The organism is Tepidamorphus sp. 3E244, from assembly GCF_046159835.1.
In the GTDB taxonomy this organism is placed as follows: Bacteria; Pseudomonadota; Alphaproteobacteria; order Rhizobiales; family Tepidamorphaceae; genus JACKJK01.
On record NZ_JBJXCY010000001.1, the window covers coordinates 1,059,324 to 1,075,731 of the forward strand.

Below are 16,408 nucleotides of genomic sequence, written 5' to 3' on the forward strand. Positions count from 1 at the left end.
AACATCAGTGTGACTGGATCAGATCGGCATCCGCTATCTCGTTCAGTGGACTATCAATGACGCGAATGTTGGTTCGCCCTGCATCACATCTCACCACCAACAAGTGACCATCGATGACGTCTCGGCGGTCGACAACCTCTGCCCCCTGACCAAGCTCAACGGTTTGATGGGCTGGGATGCGCAGGTAATATAGGCCGGGCGCGTCGGCATGGATTTCGACTGATCCGTCAGCGTGCAAGACGTTGACGGTTCGAGCGTTGAATTCATCCATCCGCGCGGCTGCTTCAGAAGTCGTCATGTATTCCAGCCATGGGAAGCCCTGTTCGACCTCGCCTAGCCAGTTTTCCAACTCCGTGAACAATCCAGGCAAGCCGGCAGCGTTGGTTGTCTTCCAAAGACGCTCGTCGGCGTTTCGGTAATAGCCACTGGATCCGCCCTCGTTTGGAATGTCGTAGATGTCGTCGGGGTGGACAAAGTGCGTCCAGCTTCCGGTCGCAGCCAGTTGCGAGAGCATCATCAGGCGTAGACGCGGTTCGAGAACGTATCCGAACGTGTTGCGGGGAAGGCAATTGAGGCTCGGCTCCCACGGTTCGGGGCCAAATTCACGATACTCCCCGAGGTCCGGATCGCCGATCAAGTTGAGACCGCAGATATCGGTGATCTCTGGAAAGGCCGACGCGAGAACGCGCACGCGCTCGGCCTCGTACCAGTTGTTTGCGGGCACCCACGAGGACGGCAATGGCGCCGGCACACTGGAATCCCACAAGTCACGAGCGAGGCCCAGCTTGTAGCGCAGTGTCGGCAGATCGGGCCATCCATCAGCCGTCAGTGGCACATGGTTGTAGCCGTGAAAGCCGTATTCATCGTCAGGCTCGTTGTGACGAACGCGAGAGAACCGATCTTCGAGAACTTCACGTCCGGAAGCGGAAAGATCCGCTTTTTCAGCATGCTCCGGCCGATTGGCGTCGTCGTGATAGTTCATCACCACGTACCACGTGTATCGCAGCCTATATCGGCGCTTCAGCGCCATCATGTCCGTGTGCCACGCGTCGAAGAAGAACTCGTTCCAGGACTGCCCCGGGGTTTCGCGGCAGACGGGCTGGAGGACTGCGTCGGAAAGCGAAGTCGGGAAATCATCGACATGCACCATCCCGATGCCCGAAATGGCGCAAACGCTTGACGGTGATGCCGACAGGACAGATTGAACCAGCATGCCGCGCAGCACGCGGCTGAACATCACGTTCGTATTCCAGACAATAACGCGGCCGTCGCCAAAACCATGCTGCCAGGCAATGGGCCGTCGCCAGCCGTCGCTTGCCAGTATCGTTGCACCTTCGGGCAGCTGTTCGGCATCGACTTCGAGCCGACTGTGATCGACTTGCCAATCGCGTTGCGTGAGTTCGAGGCCGCCTAAACCGGGGAAAATCTCCGCGTCGAACGAAAGGCCCTCCGTCATGTGCGTACCCGGTCCGCGTCCCGACCCGGGTATGCCCAGAACGTCTGCCAGCGGCTCACACCAGCACCTGTAGGCGACGACTAGACCGCCACCGCCAAACACATGCTCTCGCAGTCGTTCCAGCCTCTCGAAGTCGACTTCCCAAATCCGTTCCGTGGCGATGACCAACGTTTGAAAGCCAGAGAGGGATGGCCATCCCCCTGTCAGTGCCAGATCAAGAACCGCAAAAGCGAACTTGCTCGCCTGTAAGCCCATGCAGAGATTGTCCACGACCGGTGAGGCGTCGTCGTCATCGCCGTGACAAAGTACCAAAACCTGCTGCAGCTTAGTGATGCTCTCTGGTGGACCATACCAAAGCTCTTTCAGCGGTTGGGAGGGGTTGGGTGACATCGCTGGCCAGAACAGTGTTTCGATGAAAATCTCTTGGGCCGCCCGAAGAGGGCTTGATCGGCAGCTCCAACCTTTGCACTCATAGCGCGCAGAATGCCAACCCTGCCGCGCACCGCGGTCGCCAGGAGGCACGTTTTGCGCGAGCAGGAACCAGACCGCCGGGTTGTCGGGGAAGAAGGGACGCAACCCTTGCGCGTGCTACTTTGCCCGGACAAGCCGGACTGGTCGTTCGACAATATCGCCAACAACATCATTCGCCATGCCGGCCCGCATAACGTCAGCAAGCTCTATATGGCGGACGTCCTGGGGAAGGGCAGCGAACGTCTGTTCTTTGAAACGATTTTTCTCAATCGCATAGACATCTGCCATGTGTTCTGGCGCGAAGACCTGTTTCACATGCTGAACCCCTTCACGATCGCAACCGCAGCTTGGCAGTTGGGTCTTGAATACGAGACCCTTGTCAGGGGCCTTAACGGCTGCGCCTTCACAAGCTCAATCTACGATCACCTGTTCATCTCACCCGACGATCTGCGAGAACGGCAGGCGAGCTTTGCGATGATGGACGCCTACACGGTCTGTTCAGAGAAGCTGGAAGCCATTTACGCTGCTCAACCCAGCATCCCCGCACCCGACGCAGTCATTCCAGACGGCGTCGACATCGACCACTTTTCACCGCGTCCGGATGGCGCGCGTGGTCATGCTCCCTATTCGATCGGGTGGGTCGGAAACAGTGCTTGGGGAAAGCAATCGCAAGGCTATGACGTAAAGGGCTATCACCGGCTGTTCGATCCCATGATCAAGGAATTGGAGAGCCGAGGACTGGAGGTATCGCGAAAGATCGCAGATCCGGAAATCCAGCATATCCCGTTCGCTGCCATGCCAAATTTCTATCGCGACCTAGACGTCTTCGTTTGTACGTCAGCTATGGAGGGCACGCCCAATCCCGTACTTGAGGCCATGGCGTGCGGCGTTCCAGTCGTGTCGACGGACGTTGGGATCGTTCCCCAAGCGTTTGGAGATCTACAGAAACGGTTCATGCTGAAAAATGCCGAACCTGGCTCGTTGGCTGACGCGGTCAGTGAACTCGTCTCCAACACGAGCCTTCGTGATGCGATCAGCGTCGAGAACCGGTCAAGGATGGCGGACTGGACCTGGGAGGCGCGTGGTCTGGAATGGTGGCCCTTCTTCCAGTCCGCTTTGCGAACTGCAACCGCGACTCGAAATGCGACGCGACGAGAGAGCTACCTGCTGTCGCAAGCGGCGATTCTCTGACCAATCCCGGATCCGTTCGCACACCCGACTGTCCGCAATTGTCGTTTCGTTAATGAAAAGCTAATTTGACCTTGCGGAATTTACAAATATTGTAGCGGTCAGTACCGGTCTGCGCCTTACTGGATCCTTCGTTTGGTCGCAGCCGCTGGACAGTTCCTGCAAGGAGTAGCGTCAATGATTTCGGATACCAGACTCTCGCAATTGAAGGCGATCCTTGCCGAAGAAGGTTGCGGCCTGTTCTTTCTTGCCGGACTCGATATGGGCAAGACCCCTCCGATTGTAACGGTTCATGCTGCCAACGGCACGATCGGTACTGAGCAGATCGACTATATCCAGCGGCGAATTCACGAGTTCGATACGGCGCTTGAACTGGAGATCCGTACTCACTCTCCAAGCGACCTCTACGCTCCCGATAGCCTTGAGGGGTTTGCAAGTCTTTTCACCCACGAACACGTGGTCGCTGATCCAACTGGCGCATTTACCCGGGCGCCCCGCCTCCTCGAAATGGCCGCGAAGTTGCGTAGTGCGTTCGGTGAGCAGATCGACCGCATCCTATGGCGCACCGGCGACGCTGCACTGGTAGTCGTCGCAGCTGCGCAGGCAACGTGCATTTCTATCTCTGGCAAACAGATCGCGACGGATCGCTTTGAGGCCGAATTGAAGGCTTTTGTTGGCCAGACGGCGATCGGTGATCTGGCCAAAGTCGTTCGGTCGGTTCGCGTGGTGGCGGGAGTTGTTCCAGGTAGCTACGTGCCGGTCGATGCCAGCTCTGTTGTACGACTTAGTTCAACGCCCGCGAAGACCAAGGCAGCCGGTGCTTTGACGCGCGCAGCTGGCGCTGCGGCAATCATCGGCCTCGGAACGGTTGCAGCTGCAGCCACCGACGGGTCGGTCAATGCAGCGCCGGACGCGCACTACCAGTCGCCCGGGATCACCGCCCTGTCAGATCTTACGACTCTGGGTGAGAACTCGCTGGGTGTTCGCAACCATTTCCGGGCAGTTGGCGGATTGCGCCTCTATCTCGGTGAGAGTGGCGTCATTCTCGCTTCGGCGGCCAGCACGCTCGGCGCAGGATTTGAATCCGGAGTCGGTCGCCGCCCGCCGCAGCGACTTCTCGACGTATCGTGAGATGTCGATACAGCCTGTTTGTGTCGTTAGGGCAACGCCCGGAAGAATTGTAAGCGGGTTGCGCGGATAACGTGTGAATAATGGCCGCCGGCGCTTGAGAATCGCCGGGCTAGCCTTGAAACATCTAGGTCAACGCCAGCCACCGGTTGCAAAAGTGGCAGCGAACAGGGGCATTTCGTGGGTGAAAGCGGGGGCTTTCTTCGCGAGCGACAAATGGGGTGGCGAAGATGGTGAAGCCGTTTTACGGGGCGGTGCCCGTTGTCGGAAGCGCAGTGGTGCTGGCCGCACTCCTTGCGAGTGCACCGGTTTCTGCGGCTGACAAGCTGACCGCTTACGCCGACAGCACCTATGACACAGTTGTCTATGGCGGTGTCGACTTCAGCCGAGCGAACTCTCAGCAAAACGGGTTCGGAGCCGATGCTGGTTTCGTCACCGCGGTCCACGGCGACATTTCGGTTTCCGGTTGGACAGTCTCCGCCAATATCGGCGCCTCGCAGTCGAATGATGTCGGAACGGACACGGACAGCGTTTATGGCTCAGCGCTCGTCGGCTACCAGTGGCATTCGCCGCAATATTACTTCGCGCTGAACGCCGGTGTGCACGCAGTCGACAATGACGAGAGCCCGTCGGGTGGCTCTACGGACGGCAGCGAAGTCGGGGCGGTATTTCAATATGGCTTCGAGACCAAGGGCGGCATGTACTTCGTGCAGTCCTACGGTTCGTTCTCGACCGCATACGATCAGGTCTACGCCCACGCCAAGGTTGGCGTTCGCGGATCGCACTTCACCTATGGCGCGGAGCTAACGGTATTCGACGAACAGGATAGCGATTCTACCATCCGCTACGGTGCGTTCATCGGTGAAATCCCGCTGGGGAACTTCAGAGTGGGCGTTGCGGCCGGGTACCAGCAGGAACAGGATCCAGCCAGCGACGATGGCTTCTATGCCACCGTTCAGTTCTCGGTTCCGCTATCCCTCCGGTAAATTGATCAAACCTCATCAAGCAGTCTAAGGCGCGTTCGTCGCATCTGATCCGGTCGTAGATAATGCCAGAAATACAGCCAAGCGGCCTGACCCTGGCGAAGCTCATGGACAGCCCGATTCCGGCGTCCTGGGATGAGCAGATGGCGCTGTTCACAGGAACCTCGATCTAAGCCAGGAACCGGCTTCGTCGACGCCGGCGAAACGATCATTTGGCAAAGAACCATGGAACCAGCCTTCCCCTGCTATCGCGACTGAATTGCCCTGATATCGCCATTGAGTTCCCCTGTTATGGCGAAACGGACTCCCTGTTATCGACAATAACAGGAAAGTGGACCGACAAGCGCCTAACCCACTGAAAATCTGATGTTTCTCGGAGCGTCTCTCCTGGTCACTGTGCCGGATTGCCCTGTTTTGGCGCGAACTTGCAGAAAATTCCCTGTTATCAGCGAAAGTCATCCAACCATCAGCCAGCCTGAGACCGGCGGGAATGACCGCCCGCATTCGGCCCGAAGAGATCGCGGAAGACGGATGCCGGAATAGGGAATGAACGCAAAAACCCGCCCTGTTACCGGCAGTTGGCGCAGGGGTCGGCAAGCTGAGACTGTTCGGGAGGGGTGGCTGGCTGGGGAACCTGGATTCGAACCAGGACCGACGGAGTCAGAGTCCGCTGTTCTACCGTTAAACTATTCCCCAATCGGCAGCGCGAAACGGGCTTATATAGCCGTCGTTTCGCCCGTGCAACCCGTTGCCCCGGTTTTGATTGCCTGTTCGGCGGATGCCTTGCGAGACGGCTTCCGTTTCCCGGCAATCGGGCCCCGGGCAGGTCGACTTACACGATTGCCGAAGTGGGAAGCAGGCGGGGATTTTCGCTCAGGCGTCCTGCATTTCGCTTTCCTGCGCAACGAGCCACTTGCGCACGCTGTTGAACTTGTTCTGGAGGTGATCCTTCAGGATCTGCGCCAGCGCCTCGCCGTTGCGGCTCTGGAGCGCCGACATGATCTCCTCGTGCTCGATCACCGCCTGCTTCCAGCGTGCGTCCGACATGTTGGCCATGAAGCGCGCACGGCGCATGCGCTGCGCCAGCGAGGAATACTGCGTGCTGAGCGTGCGGTTGCCGGCGGCATCGAGGATCAGTTCGTGGATGCGCTGGTTCAGCTCGAAATATTCCGGCAGCTTGCGCGCCTCGTAGTTGGCGACCATCTGGCGGTGCACGTCCTGGATATGCGCGATCTGTGCGTCGGTGATGTTCTGGCAGGCGAGTTCGCCGGCCAGCGCCTCAAGCGCGCCCATGACCGGGAACACGTCTTCAAGGTCGGCGACCGTGAGGCGGGCAACCGTTGCGCCGCGGTTCGGCGTCAGCTGCACCAGGCCATCGGAGGCCAGCACCTTGAGCGCCTCGCGCAGCGGCGTGCGCGACACGCCGAAGCGTTCGCACAGTTCGCGCTCTGGGATTTTCTCGCCGGGCGCCAGCACGCCTTCCACAACGAGGGCGCGCACACGCTCCACCAGTTCGTCGTGCAGCGTGCGCCGCTCGATGGGCCGGGCCTGATCGACGAGGCTCATGGGCTTCACTCTCCCTCAAGTGCGCGCGCCAGCACGCAGGCCACGTGTTCCGCCTGACGATTGGCACCGTCGGCGATCTGGTGGCGGCAGGACGTGCCGTCGGCGACGATCAGCGTATCGCCATCGGCTTCGCGGATTTTCGGCAGCAGCGACAATTCCCCCATCGCGCGCGAGACGTCGGCGGTTTCGGACTGGTAGCCGAACGCGCCTGCCATACCACAGCATGACGTGGCGATCATTTCCACTTTCAGACCGGGAATGCGCCCCAGCAGCCTCTGCACCGGGCCAACGGCGTTGAACGCTTTCTGGTGGCAATGACCGTGCAGCAGGGCATGCGCCTGCGGTAGCGCCTTGAGCGGCAGCTTGATCGAGTTGTCGCGAAGCTTGGCGTCGAGATATTCCTCGATCATCACGAACTGGTCCGACCAGGCAGCGTCCCATTTGTCCCGAAGAAGGGCGGGGGCCTCGTCTCGGAAGGTCATGATGCAGGACGGCTCCAGTCCGACGATGGGCGTGCCGCGCTCCAGCGCCGGACGCAGGGCCTCTACGGTGCGCTCCATCTCCGCGCGGGCCTGGTCCGCGAAGCCTGCCGACAGGAACGTGCGCCCGCAGCAGACCGGGCGACCGCCCGGTGCCGGGGCGTGGGCGATCTTCAATCCCGCGGCGTCCAGAACCTTCAGCGCGGCGCGCAGGTTGTCCGGCTCGAAATAGCGATTGAACGTGTCGGCGAACAGCACGACGTCGGCGCTCGCGAGATCGCTGGCGGAAGAGGGCGTCTCAAACACGTCCGAGCGCCACTGCGGCAGCGTGCGGGATTCAGCCAGTCCGATGGTCTTGTCGGACAGCTTGCGCAACGCCGGCACCTTGTCGCGCAGGTTCGCGAGCCACGGCATCTTGCTGGCGAGGCGCGCATAGCGCGGCAGGTAGCCGACGAGCGTGTCGCGCGGGCCGGGGCGCTTGAGGGCTGCGCGTGCTGCCTGCACCTCGATCTTCATCTTCGCCATGTCGACGCCTGTCGGGCATTCGCGGCGGCAGGCCTTGCACGAGACGCAGAGTTTCATGGTCTCGGCCATCTCGTCACTGGCGAACGCGCCGTCCCCAAGCTGGCCGGAAAGCGCCAGCCGCAGCGTGTTGGCGCGGCCGCGCGTGAGGTGTTTCTCGTCGCGCGTCACCCGGTAGGAGGGGCACATGACGCCGTCCGCGATCTTCCGGCAGGCGCCGTTGTTGTTGCACATCTCCACCGCGCCCTGGAAACCGCCGGACGCGCCGTTCCACGCAGACCAGTCGAACACGGTCTCACGGTCCTTCGGATCGTAGTCCTCGTGGTAGCGGAAGTAGCTGCGGTCATCCATTTTCGGCGGGCGTACGACACGGCCGGGATTGAGCGTCCCGGCGGGGTCCATGCGGTCCTTCACCCACTCGAAGTTCTCCACCATCCGGTCGCCGAACATGGTGCGGTGGAATTCCGAGCGCACGATGCCGTCGCCGTGCTCGCCCGAATGCGAGCCCTTGTAGGCGCGCACCAGTTCGAACGCTTCCTCGGCGATGGCGCGCATCGCCTTCACGTCGGTGTCGAGCTTGAGGTTGAGGACCGGGCGCACGTGCAGCGTGCCGACGGAGGCGTGCGCGTACCACGTGCCGGTGGTGTCGTACTTGCGGAAGATGGCCGTCAGCTTGTCGGTGTACTCGGCGAGGTCCGGCAGGCGCACCGCGCAATCTTCCACGAAGGAGATCGGCTTTCGCGCCTCCTTCATCGACATCATGATGTTGAGGCCCTGCTTGCGCACGTCGATGATCTGCGCCTGCAGCGTCGGGTCTGTCGCCTCCACGACGCCGCCTTCCTTCTTGCCCGGATCGCCCCAGCGAAAACCGAGATCGGCCATCAGGTCACCAAGCGCCTTCAAGCGGCGCAGGTTCTCGTCCATGTCCGGTTCGGCGAATTCCACGATCAGCAGAGCGGCCGGTTCGCCGCGCACGAACTGTTCGAGAACGGGCTGGAACATCGGGATGTCTCGGGCGAGCGCGATCATGGTGGAATCGACCAGTTCGACCTGCGTCGGGTCGAGCGCGACCAGGTGCTGCGCGCTGTCCATCGCCTCGTAGAAGGTCGGGAAATGGCAGATGCCTAGCACCTTCGGCCCAAGCGTCGGCGACAGACGCACCGTGATGCGCTCGCTTAAGCCCAGCGTGCCTTCCGAGCCGACGAGCAGGTGGGCGAGGTTGTTGGTTGCGCCGTTCGGCGTCAGCGCGTCGATGTTGTAGCCGCCAACGCGGCGGATGATGTCGGGAAACTTGTCGCGGATCTCGTCGGCCTCGCGCGCGCCCATGCCGAGCAGGTCGGCAAACAGCTTGGCGCGCGGATCATTCACCCCGGCAAGGTCGTGCGGCACCGGGCCGAAGCGCATCTTCTCGCCGCTGGCGAGCATGGCCTCCACGGCTTCCACGTTGTCGCGCATGGTGCCGTAGCGGATCGAGCGCGAGCCGCAGGAATTGTTCGCCGTCATGCCGCCGATGGTCGCGCGCGATGCCGTGGACACGTCGACCGGGAACCAGACGTTCTCGCCCTTCAGCTTCGCATTCAGATGGTCGAGCACCAGCCCCGGCTCGACCGTCGCGGTCATTGCGTCGAGGTCCACGTCGACCAAGTTGTTCAGGTGCTTGGAGAAGTCGACGACGATGGAGGAGTTCACCGTCTGCCCGCACTGGGAGGTGCCGCCCCCGCGCGCCGTGACGCTGACACCCTGTTCGGCGGCGAGGGAAAGCGTGGCCTCCACGTCCGCGAAGGTCTTGGGGATCACGACCCCCAGCGGCATGACCTGGTAGACCGAGGCATCGGTCGCATAGCGCCCGCGATCAAAGGAACCGGTGAGGACATCGCCCTCCACGGCACGTTCCAGACGGCGCTTCGTGGCCGCGTCGAGCTGCGCGTTCGCTCGCCCCATTGACATGCCTCCCGATCCATTATTTTGTATTCAAAATTCAATATCCACCTTGAGCGGCGGTTTCAAGACCGGCGAAATCGAGGGGACGAGGCGCTCAAGGCAGGCAAAGACCTGATCTCAAGCGCAACAGGGGAGCGAGACGCATGGCACCTCCGACCACGGGCACGGGGCGGCATTTCCTGCAGATTCCTGGACCGACGAATGTCCCTGACCGCGTTTTGCGGGCGATGGACTTTCCGACCATGGACCATCGCGGGCCGCAGTTTTCGGAAGTCGGCTCCAAGTCGCTCGAGGGCATGCGCTCGATCTTCAAGACAAAGGGGCAGGTCGTCATCTACCCGGCATCGGGAACCGGTGCATGGGAAGCGGCCATGGTCAACACGCTGTCGCCCGGCGACCGCGTCCTGATGTACGAGACCGGCCACTTCGCCACCCTGTGGAAGAAGCTCGCCGAAAACCTCGGCCTCAAGCCGGAGTTCATCGAGGGCGACTGGCGCCACGGTGCTGACCCGCAGGCCATCGAGGACCATCTTCGCAAGGATACCGGCGGCGAGATCAAGGCCGTCTGCGTCGTCCACAACGAGACATCCACCGGCTGCGTCACGCAGATCCCGGAAATCCGCGCGGCTATCGATTCCGCCGGCCACGGCGCACTGTTGCTGGTCGACACGATTTCATCGCTCGCATCCCTCGACTACCGCCACGACGAGTGGGGTGTCGACGTCACGGTGTCCGGCTCCCAGAAGGGCCTGATGCTGCCGCCGGGCCTGTCCTTCAATGCCATCTCCGAAAAGGCGGTCAAGGCGTCCAAGAGCGCCGGGCTGACCAAGGCCTACTGGTCGTGGGAAGAGATGAAGGGGCCGAACGAGACCGGCTATTTCCCCTACACGCCCGCCACCAACCTGCTCTACGGGCTGGTCGAGGCCGTCGAGATGCTCCACGAGGAGGGGCTCGACAACGTGTTCGCCCGTCACCAGCGCCATGGCGAGGCCGCGCGTGCTGCGGTGAAGGGCTGGGGCCTTGAAGTGCTCTGCGCCGAGCCGCGTCACTATTCCGGCGTGCTGACGGCCGTGATGATGCCGAGCGGAGTCAGCGCCGACAACTTCCGCAAGGTGGCGCTTGAGAACTTCAACATTTCATTCGGCAACGGCTTGTCTAAGATCGCTGACAAGGTTTTCAGGATCGGTCACCTGGGTGATTTCAACGACCTGATGCTGATGGGCACGCTTTGTGGCGTCGAGATGGGGCTGGAGAAGGCTGGCGTCCCGCACCAGAGTGGCGGTGCGCAGGCAGCCATGGACTATCTTGCGGGGCGGGCCGGGACGGCAGCCACGCGGGCGGCATGACGGCGGCAACAAGCTGTCAGCCAAGACAAGAAGACGACAATCAATTTTCCGATAATCGGGAGGAAACCAGATGAAACTCAAGACACTCTTCGCAGGCGTTGCGGTCTCCGCACTGCTCGCCACCGGCGCATCCGCCGCCGACATGGTGATGAAGTTCGGCCACGTCGGTGCGCCGGGCTCGCTGTTTGAATCCAGCGCCAATGCCTTTGCCGCGTGCGTCAACGACAAGCTGTCGGGCAAGGTGGAAGTGCAGACCTTCGGTTCCTCGCAGCTCGGCAAGGACCAGGAACTGCTGCAGAAGCTGAAGCTCGGCCAGGTCGACTTCTCGCTGCCGTCTTCCGTCATGTCCTCGGTGGGCGATGTCTTCGGCGTCTTCGAGATGCCCTACATCATCCAGGACCGCGAGCACATGAAGCGCGTCCAGGCGGAGCTTGGCGACAAATTCAACGAAGCCGCGGCCGCCAAGGGCTACAAGATCATCGGCTACTTCGAGAACGGCTTCCGCCACATCACCAACAACACCCGCGCCATCAACAAGCCCGAGGACCTCGCCGGCATCAAGCTGCGCACCCCGAAGGGCGCATGGCGCGTGAAGATGTTCCAGCTCTACGGCGCCAACCCGACGCCGATGGCCTTCTCGGAAGTTTTCACCGCGTTGCAGACGGGCGTCATCGACGGCCAGGAAAACCCCTACGCACAGATCGCGTCGGCGAAGTTCCAGGAGGTCCAGAAGTACCTGTCGATCACCGGCCACGTGTACACCCCGGCCTACGTGCTGGTTTCCAAGTCGCACTTCGAAAAGCTGCCCGAGGACGTACAGGCGGGTCTTGAGGAATGCGGTTCCGAAACACAGGCCAAGGTCTACGAGATGGCGGCACAGCTTGAGACCGACCTGCTGAAGGTCATCAAGGATGCCGGCGTCGAGGTGAACGAGGCCGACAAGGCAGCCTTCGTGGAAGCTTCCAAGCCGATCTACGACGAGTTCGGCAGCACGGTTGAAGGCGGCCAGCAGCTCATCGACGACGTGCTGGCGCTCGCCAAGCAGTCCTGACCTCCTGATTGCGAACGGCGTTCGGGCATCCGCCCGGACGCCGACCAGCCTGCCAATGCAAGGCGCGCGAGCCAGCGCGCCAAATCGGGCAGGGTGCGCCTTTTCACGGGATTTCCTTGAATGATTGCCAAGACGCGCAACACGCTCGAGTGGTTGCTGGAGTGGTTCTTGATCGTCCTGATGGTGACCCTGACGATTGTCGTGGTCGTCTCGGTGATCTGGCGTCTCGCCGGCCAGTCCTTCTCCTGGTACGACGAGGTGGCCTCCATCCAGCTGTCGTGGATAACGTATTACGGCGCGGCGCTGGCGGCGCTGAAGCGCAAGCACATCGGCTTTGACTCGGTGCTGCTGTCGCTCCCGCCAAACCTGCGCGCGGCCGGCATCATCTTCGCGGAAGGCACCGTCATCGCGTTCTTCGCCATCATGGCCTGGGCCGGCATGCAGGTGCTGCAGGTCCTGGCCGGCGACACGCTCATCTCGCTCACCTGGATGCCCATCCAGGTCACACAGTCGGTCATTCCGATCGGCGCCGTCCTCTTCATCATCTGCGAACTGCTCAGCCTCCCGGAATACTGGAAGCTGACCATGTCCGGCATCTCCATGGAGCATGCCGAGATCGAGGAAGAGGTCGAATCCGAAATGCAGAAAGCAGGGAACGCGTAACGTCATGTTGATGCTTGGGCTTTTCGCGGTTCTCGTCTTTCTCATCTGCCTCAATGTGCCGATCGCGGTCGCGCTCGCGGTTGCCGGCATTGTTGGCCTGCTGGTCACCGAAGGCACCAACAGCCTCGTCACGGTCGCGCTCGACATGTACGACGGCTCCACCAAGTTCTCGCTGATCGCGATCCCGATGTTCGTGCTGGCAGGCGCCATCATGAATGCCGGCGGCATCACCGACAGGCTGATCAACTTCGTCAGCGCGATTATCGGCTTCGTGCGCGGCGGCCTCGCCATGGTGAACATCGGCGTGTCGCTGTTCTTTGCCGAGATTTCCGGCTCCGCCGTCGCCGACGTGGCCGCACTCGGGTCCATCCTCATCCCGCAGATGAAGAAGCGCGGTTATTCCGGCCCGCTGTCGGCGGCCGTCACGTCGTCCTCGGCCTCGCTCGCCATCATCATCCCGCCCTCGATCCCGATGATCCTCTACGCGACCTCGGCCAACACCTCCGTCGAGCAACTGTTCGTTGCCGGCGTCGTGCCGGGCCTGCTGGGCGCGGCTGGCCTGATGGGCGTCGCCTACTGGTTCGCCCGCAAGTACGACCTGCCGGTCGAGGAAGCCTTCAAGATCAAGCGGCTGAAGGAAACGTTCATCGAGGCGCTGCCGGCCTTCACGCTCCCGGTCATCATTCTCGGCGGCATTTTCGGCGGTTTCGTTACGGCGACGGAAGCAGCCGGCCTTGCCGTGCTGGCGGCGCTCGCGGTCGGCCTGTGGTACCGCCAGATCGACATCCGTCACCTCAAGCGCGCTATGCTGGATGGCGGCATGCAGACCGCTGTCGTCATGGTGCTGGTCGCAGCCTCCGTCCTGATGGGCGGCTTCCTGACCCGCGCGCAGGTGCCTCAGGAAATCGCCCAGAGCATCCTCGATTTCACCGACAGCAAGTGGGTGATCCTGCTCATCCTCAACGTGTTCTTCCTGATCATCGGGTTCTTCCTGCATTCGGCGGCCGCGATCATCCTCGTGGTGCCGATCGTCATCCCGCTGATCAACGCGGCCGGCATCGACCCCGTGCATTTCGGACTGGTGGTGACGCTGAACCTCGCCATCGGACAGCAGACGCCGCCGGTTGCCAGCGTGCTGATCACGGCCTGTGCCGTGGCGCGCGCAAACATCTGGGACGTGACCAAGGTCAACGTCTACTTCGTGGCCGTTCTGCTCGCGGTTCTGCTGCTGTGCACCTACGTGCCGCAGGTCCCGCTGTTCCTCGTCGATTACTTCTACAGGTAGGCCAGAGTGACCTGCCCGAACCAAGGGAGACAGGACGATGAAAGACAAGCTCAACATACTTCTGATGGGGGCGTCTTACGGCTCTCTCCTCGGTGCCAAGCTCCTCATGGCAGGGCACAAGGTCACATTCGTCTGTCTGCCGGCTGAAGCCGATCTCATCAATTCTGACGGCATCCGCGTGAACCTGCCCGTGCGCGGGCGCGAAAAGCCTGTCGCCATCCATTCCAAGAAGTTGCCGGGGGCGTGCGATGCGGCGGCCCCCGGTGACGTCGACCCCGCCGGGTACGATCTTGTGGGCCTTGCCATGCAGGAGCCGCAATATGGCAGCCCCGGCGTCGTCGACCTGCTCGACAAGGTCGCCAAGGCGCGCGTGCCCTGCATGTCGATCATGAACATGCCGCCGCTGCCGTACCTGAAGCGCATTCCCGGTCTCGATACCTCCCAGCTCGGCGATTGTTTCACCGCGCCGGAGGCCTGGCAGAACTTCGAACCCGGTCTCGTCACGCTGTGCAGCCCGGACCCGCAGGCTTTCCGCCCGCCGGACCAGCCCGCCAACGTGCTGCAGGTCGGCTTGCCGACGAACTTCAAGGTCGCCCGCTTCAAGGACGATGCGCACACGGCGATCCTCCAGAAGCTTCAGGACGATATCCTCGCCGCGCGCTACGAGGTGGACGGTCAGATGACCGAGCTTCCGGTCAAGCTCAAGCTCCACGACTCGCTCTACGTGCCGTTCGCCAAGTGGTCGATGCTGCTCACCGGCAACTACCGCTGCGTGCGCCCGGAGGGGGCCGTCTCGATCTTCGACGCGGTGCACGGCGACCTCGACAAGTCCCGCAAGATCTACCTGTGGGTCGATGAACTGGTGCAGAAGCTTGGCGCTTCGCCGGCCGACAAGGTACCGTTCGAGAAATATGCCAACGCGGCATTGAGCCTGCTCAACCCGTCGTCGGCTGCGCGCGCGCTCAACAATGGCGCGAAGAACATCGAGCGGGTCGACCGTCTGGTGCAGAAGATTGCAGCGCAGAACGGCATGTCCCTCGACGCCGTGGACGAGGTCGTCGCCACCGTCGACAAGCGGTTGGAAGAAAACCGCGCCAAGGGCTAGGCCCCGCGGAACAAGAGAGAGGCAAATCGGACATGGCCCTGACACTCGACAAGGCCCGCGAGATCATCGACGCAGCCCTCAAGGGCGCCCGCGAACGCAACCTCAAGCCGGTGACCGTCGCGGTGCTGGATGCGGGCGGTTCGCTCAAGGCCATGGCGCGGGAGGATGAAACATCACCCATGCGCCCGGACATCGCCTTCGGCAAGGCGAACGGCGCAATCGCATTGGGTCTTGGCTCGCGCGCCCTTTTCAACCGGGCGCAGGAGCAACCCTATTTCATTCAGGCGATGAACGCGCTGGCCGACGGGAAGCTCGTGCCGGTGCCCGGCGGCGTGCTGATCCGCGAGAACGGCGCGATCATCGGCGCCGTCGGCATCACCGGCGACACCTCCGACAATGACGAGGCCTGCGCCATTGCCGCCATCGAGGCGGCTGGCTTCAACGCCGACGGCGGTTGATCGGCCTCGCGTCCTTCAATGCTCTCAAGGGTAGCGGCGCGTCAGCCACTCGATGACGCAGGCCGGCTTGTCGCGATTTTCGATCTCGACGATCACCGCCCATTCCAGGTGCACGCCGGGTTCGAGATCGCTCGCCGACACAAGCGTAAAGCGTCCGCGAACCCGCTCGCCCGCGCGCACCGGGTGCGTGAAGCGAACCTTGTTCAGCCCGTAATTCACGCCCATGCCCTCGGGCGGCAGTTCCACAACCGACTCGAACAGCAGCGCCAGCAGCGACACGGTCAGGAAGCCGTGGGCGATGGTGCTGCCGAAGGGAGATTCGGCCTTCGCGCGCTCCACATCGACGTGAATCCATTGCGGGTCACCGGTCGCATCGGCGAAGTGGTCGATCCGATCCTGGTCGATGGTGACCCAGTCGCTGACCGCCACCTCCTGCCCCACGAGCGCGTGAAAGTCCTCGATTCTGGCGATGGTCGCGGTCTTCAAGGAGTGTCTCCCGTCTGCGCAATCGCGCAGCCTTCGCTGCTGAAAATGCGGGCTTGCAGCAATCTGTTGAATTGTTAGGCTTGTTTCAACAGCAATATCGGGCGCTCGCGCCTTCGGACCGGCAACGCGCGTATCATCCGCTTGACGTTGCCTCTGCCGCGAAGCGGCGCCCGCGGCAGGACTTGGGTCGTGGACGGACCAGACGCAAAGGCACCGGGGGAGCCTGGTGCGTCGGCTCAGGGCCGACGAAAGCGCCGCGGCAAGCGCGGCGGACGCGCGT

At 62.1% G+C, this 16,408-nt stretch carries 13 protein-coding genes and 1 tRNA gene; 9 read left to right on the plus strand and 5 right to left on the minus strand.

The genetic code is table 11. The annotated features are described in order from the left end of the window. Positions 1–4 precede the first annotated feature (4 nt). The gene (locus ACKTEK_RS05080; RefSeq protein WP_409164158.1) at positions 5–2,032 is read right to left on the minus strand and encodes a DUF2194 domain-containing protein; all 2,028 of its coding nucleotides are present in this window, start codon (positions 2,030–2,032) and stop codon (positions 5–7) included. Between ACKTEK_RS05080 and ACKTEK_RS05085 the strand changes: the two genes are divergently transcribed. The 3 genes from ACKTEK_RS05085 (at position 1,982) to bcsS (ending at position 5,229) form a co-directional block, all read left to right on the plus strand. After that, positions 1,982–3,118, plus strand: coding sequence for a glycosyltransferase family 4 protein (locus ACKTEK_RS05085; RefSeq protein WP_409164159.1), 1,137 nt, complete (start codon positions 1,982–1,984; stop codon positions 3,116–3,118). The two genes, ACKTEK_RS05080 and ACKTEK_RS05085, sit on opposite strands and share 51 nt — an antisense overlap. 174 nt (positions 3,119–3,292) lie before the next feature. Then, positions 3,293–4,246 (plus strand): hypothetical protein, encoded by a 954-nt coding sequence (locus ACKTEK_RS05090; RefSeq protein WP_409164160.1) that lies wholly within the window; start codon positions 3,293–3,295, stop codon positions 4,244–4,246. 227 nt (positions 4,247–4,473) lie between these two features. Then, positions 4,474–5,229: a cellulose biosynthesis protein BcsS gene (bcsS, locus tag ACKTEK_RS05095; RefSeq protein WP_409164886.1), complete on the plus strand. Its 756-nt coding sequence runs from the start codon at positions 4,474–4,476 to the stop codon at positions 5,227–5,229. 619 nt (positions 5,230–5,848) lie between these two features. Here bcsS and ACKTEK_RS05100 read toward each other — a convergent pair. The 3 genes from ACKTEK_RS05100 to ACKTEK_RS05110 form a co-directional block, all read right to left on the minus strand. Then, a tRNA-Gln gene (locus ACKTEK_RS05100) sits at positions 5,849–5,922 on the minus strand. A gap of 177 nt (positions 5,923–6,099) precedes the next feature. Next, positions 6,100–6,792: a GntR family transcriptional regulator gene (locus ACKTEK_RS05105; RefSeq protein WP_409164161.1), complete on the minus strand. Its 693-nt coding sequence runs from the start codon at positions 6,790–6,792 to the stop codon at positions 6,100–6,102. 5 nt (positions 6,793–6,797) lie between these two features. Next, the gene (locus tag ACKTEK_RS05110) at positions 6,798–9,734 is read right to left on the minus strand and encodes an FAD-binding and (Fe-S)-binding domain-containing protein (protein ID WP_409164162.1); all 2,937 of its coding nucleotides are present in this window, start codon (positions 9,732–9,734) and stop codon (positions 6,798–6,800) included. A gap of 143 nt (positions 9,735–9,877) precedes the next feature. Here ACKTEK_RS05110 and ACKTEK_RS05115 point away from each other — a divergent pair, with 143 nt between their 5' ends. The 6 genes from ACKTEK_RS05115 to ACKTEK_RS05140 all read left to right on the plus strand — a co-directional run bounded on the left by ACKTEK_RS05115 (position 9,878) and on the right by ACKTEK_RS05140 (position 15,642). Further along, positions 9,878–11,080 (plus strand): pyridoxal-phosphate-dependent aminotransferase family protein, encoded by a 1,203-nt coding sequence (locus ACKTEK_RS05115; RefSeq protein WP_409164163.1) that lies wholly within the window; start codon positions 9,878–9,880, stop codon positions 11,078–11,080. 70 nt (positions 11,081–11,150) lie between these two features. Next, complete coding sequence (locus ACKTEK_RS05120; RefSeq protein WP_409164164.1) at positions 11,151–12,131, plus strand: TRAP transporter substrate-binding protein; 981 nt, start codon at positions 11,151–11,153, stop codon at positions 12,129–12,131. A gap of 120 nt (positions 12,132–12,251) precedes the next feature. After that, complete coding sequence (locus tag ACKTEK_RS05125; protein WP_409164165.1) at positions 12,252–12,794, plus strand: TRAP transporter small permease; 543 nt, start codon at positions 12,252–12,254, stop codon at positions 12,792–12,794. A gap of 4 nt (positions 12,795–12,798) precedes the next feature. Next, positions 12,799–14,079 carry a TRAP transporter large permease gene (locus tag ACKTEK_RS05130; protein ID WP_409164166.1) on the plus strand — a complete coding sequence of 427 codons (1,281 nt, stop codon included), beginning with the start codon at positions 12,799–12,801 and terminating at the stop codon, positions 14,077–14,079. A gap of 37 nt (positions 14,080–14,116) precedes the next feature. Beyond that, the gene (locus tag ACKTEK_RS05135; RefSeq protein ID WP_409164167.1) at positions 14,117–15,184 is read left to right on the plus strand and encodes a ketopantoate reductase family protein; all 1,068 of its coding nucleotides are present in this window, start codon (positions 14,117–14,119) and stop codon (positions 15,182–15,184) included. 32 nt (positions 15,185–15,216) lie between these two features. Then, on the plus strand, positions 15,217–15,642 hold the full coding sequence (locus tag ACKTEK_RS05140; RefSeq protein ID WP_409164168.1) for a GlcG/HbpS family heme-binding protein: 426 nt from the start codon (positions 15,217–15,219) through the stop codon (positions 15,640–15,642). Between the two features lie 24 nt (positions 15,643–15,666). Here ACKTEK_RS05140 and ACKTEK_RS05145 read toward each other — a convergent pair whose 3' ends face one another. Continuing rightward, entirely contained in the window at positions 15,667–16,128 is a 462-nt protein-coding gene (locus ACKTEK_RS05145) for a MaoC family dehydratase (RefSeq protein WP_409164887.1), read from the minus strand. Positions 16,129–16,408: the final 280 nt, after the last annotated feature.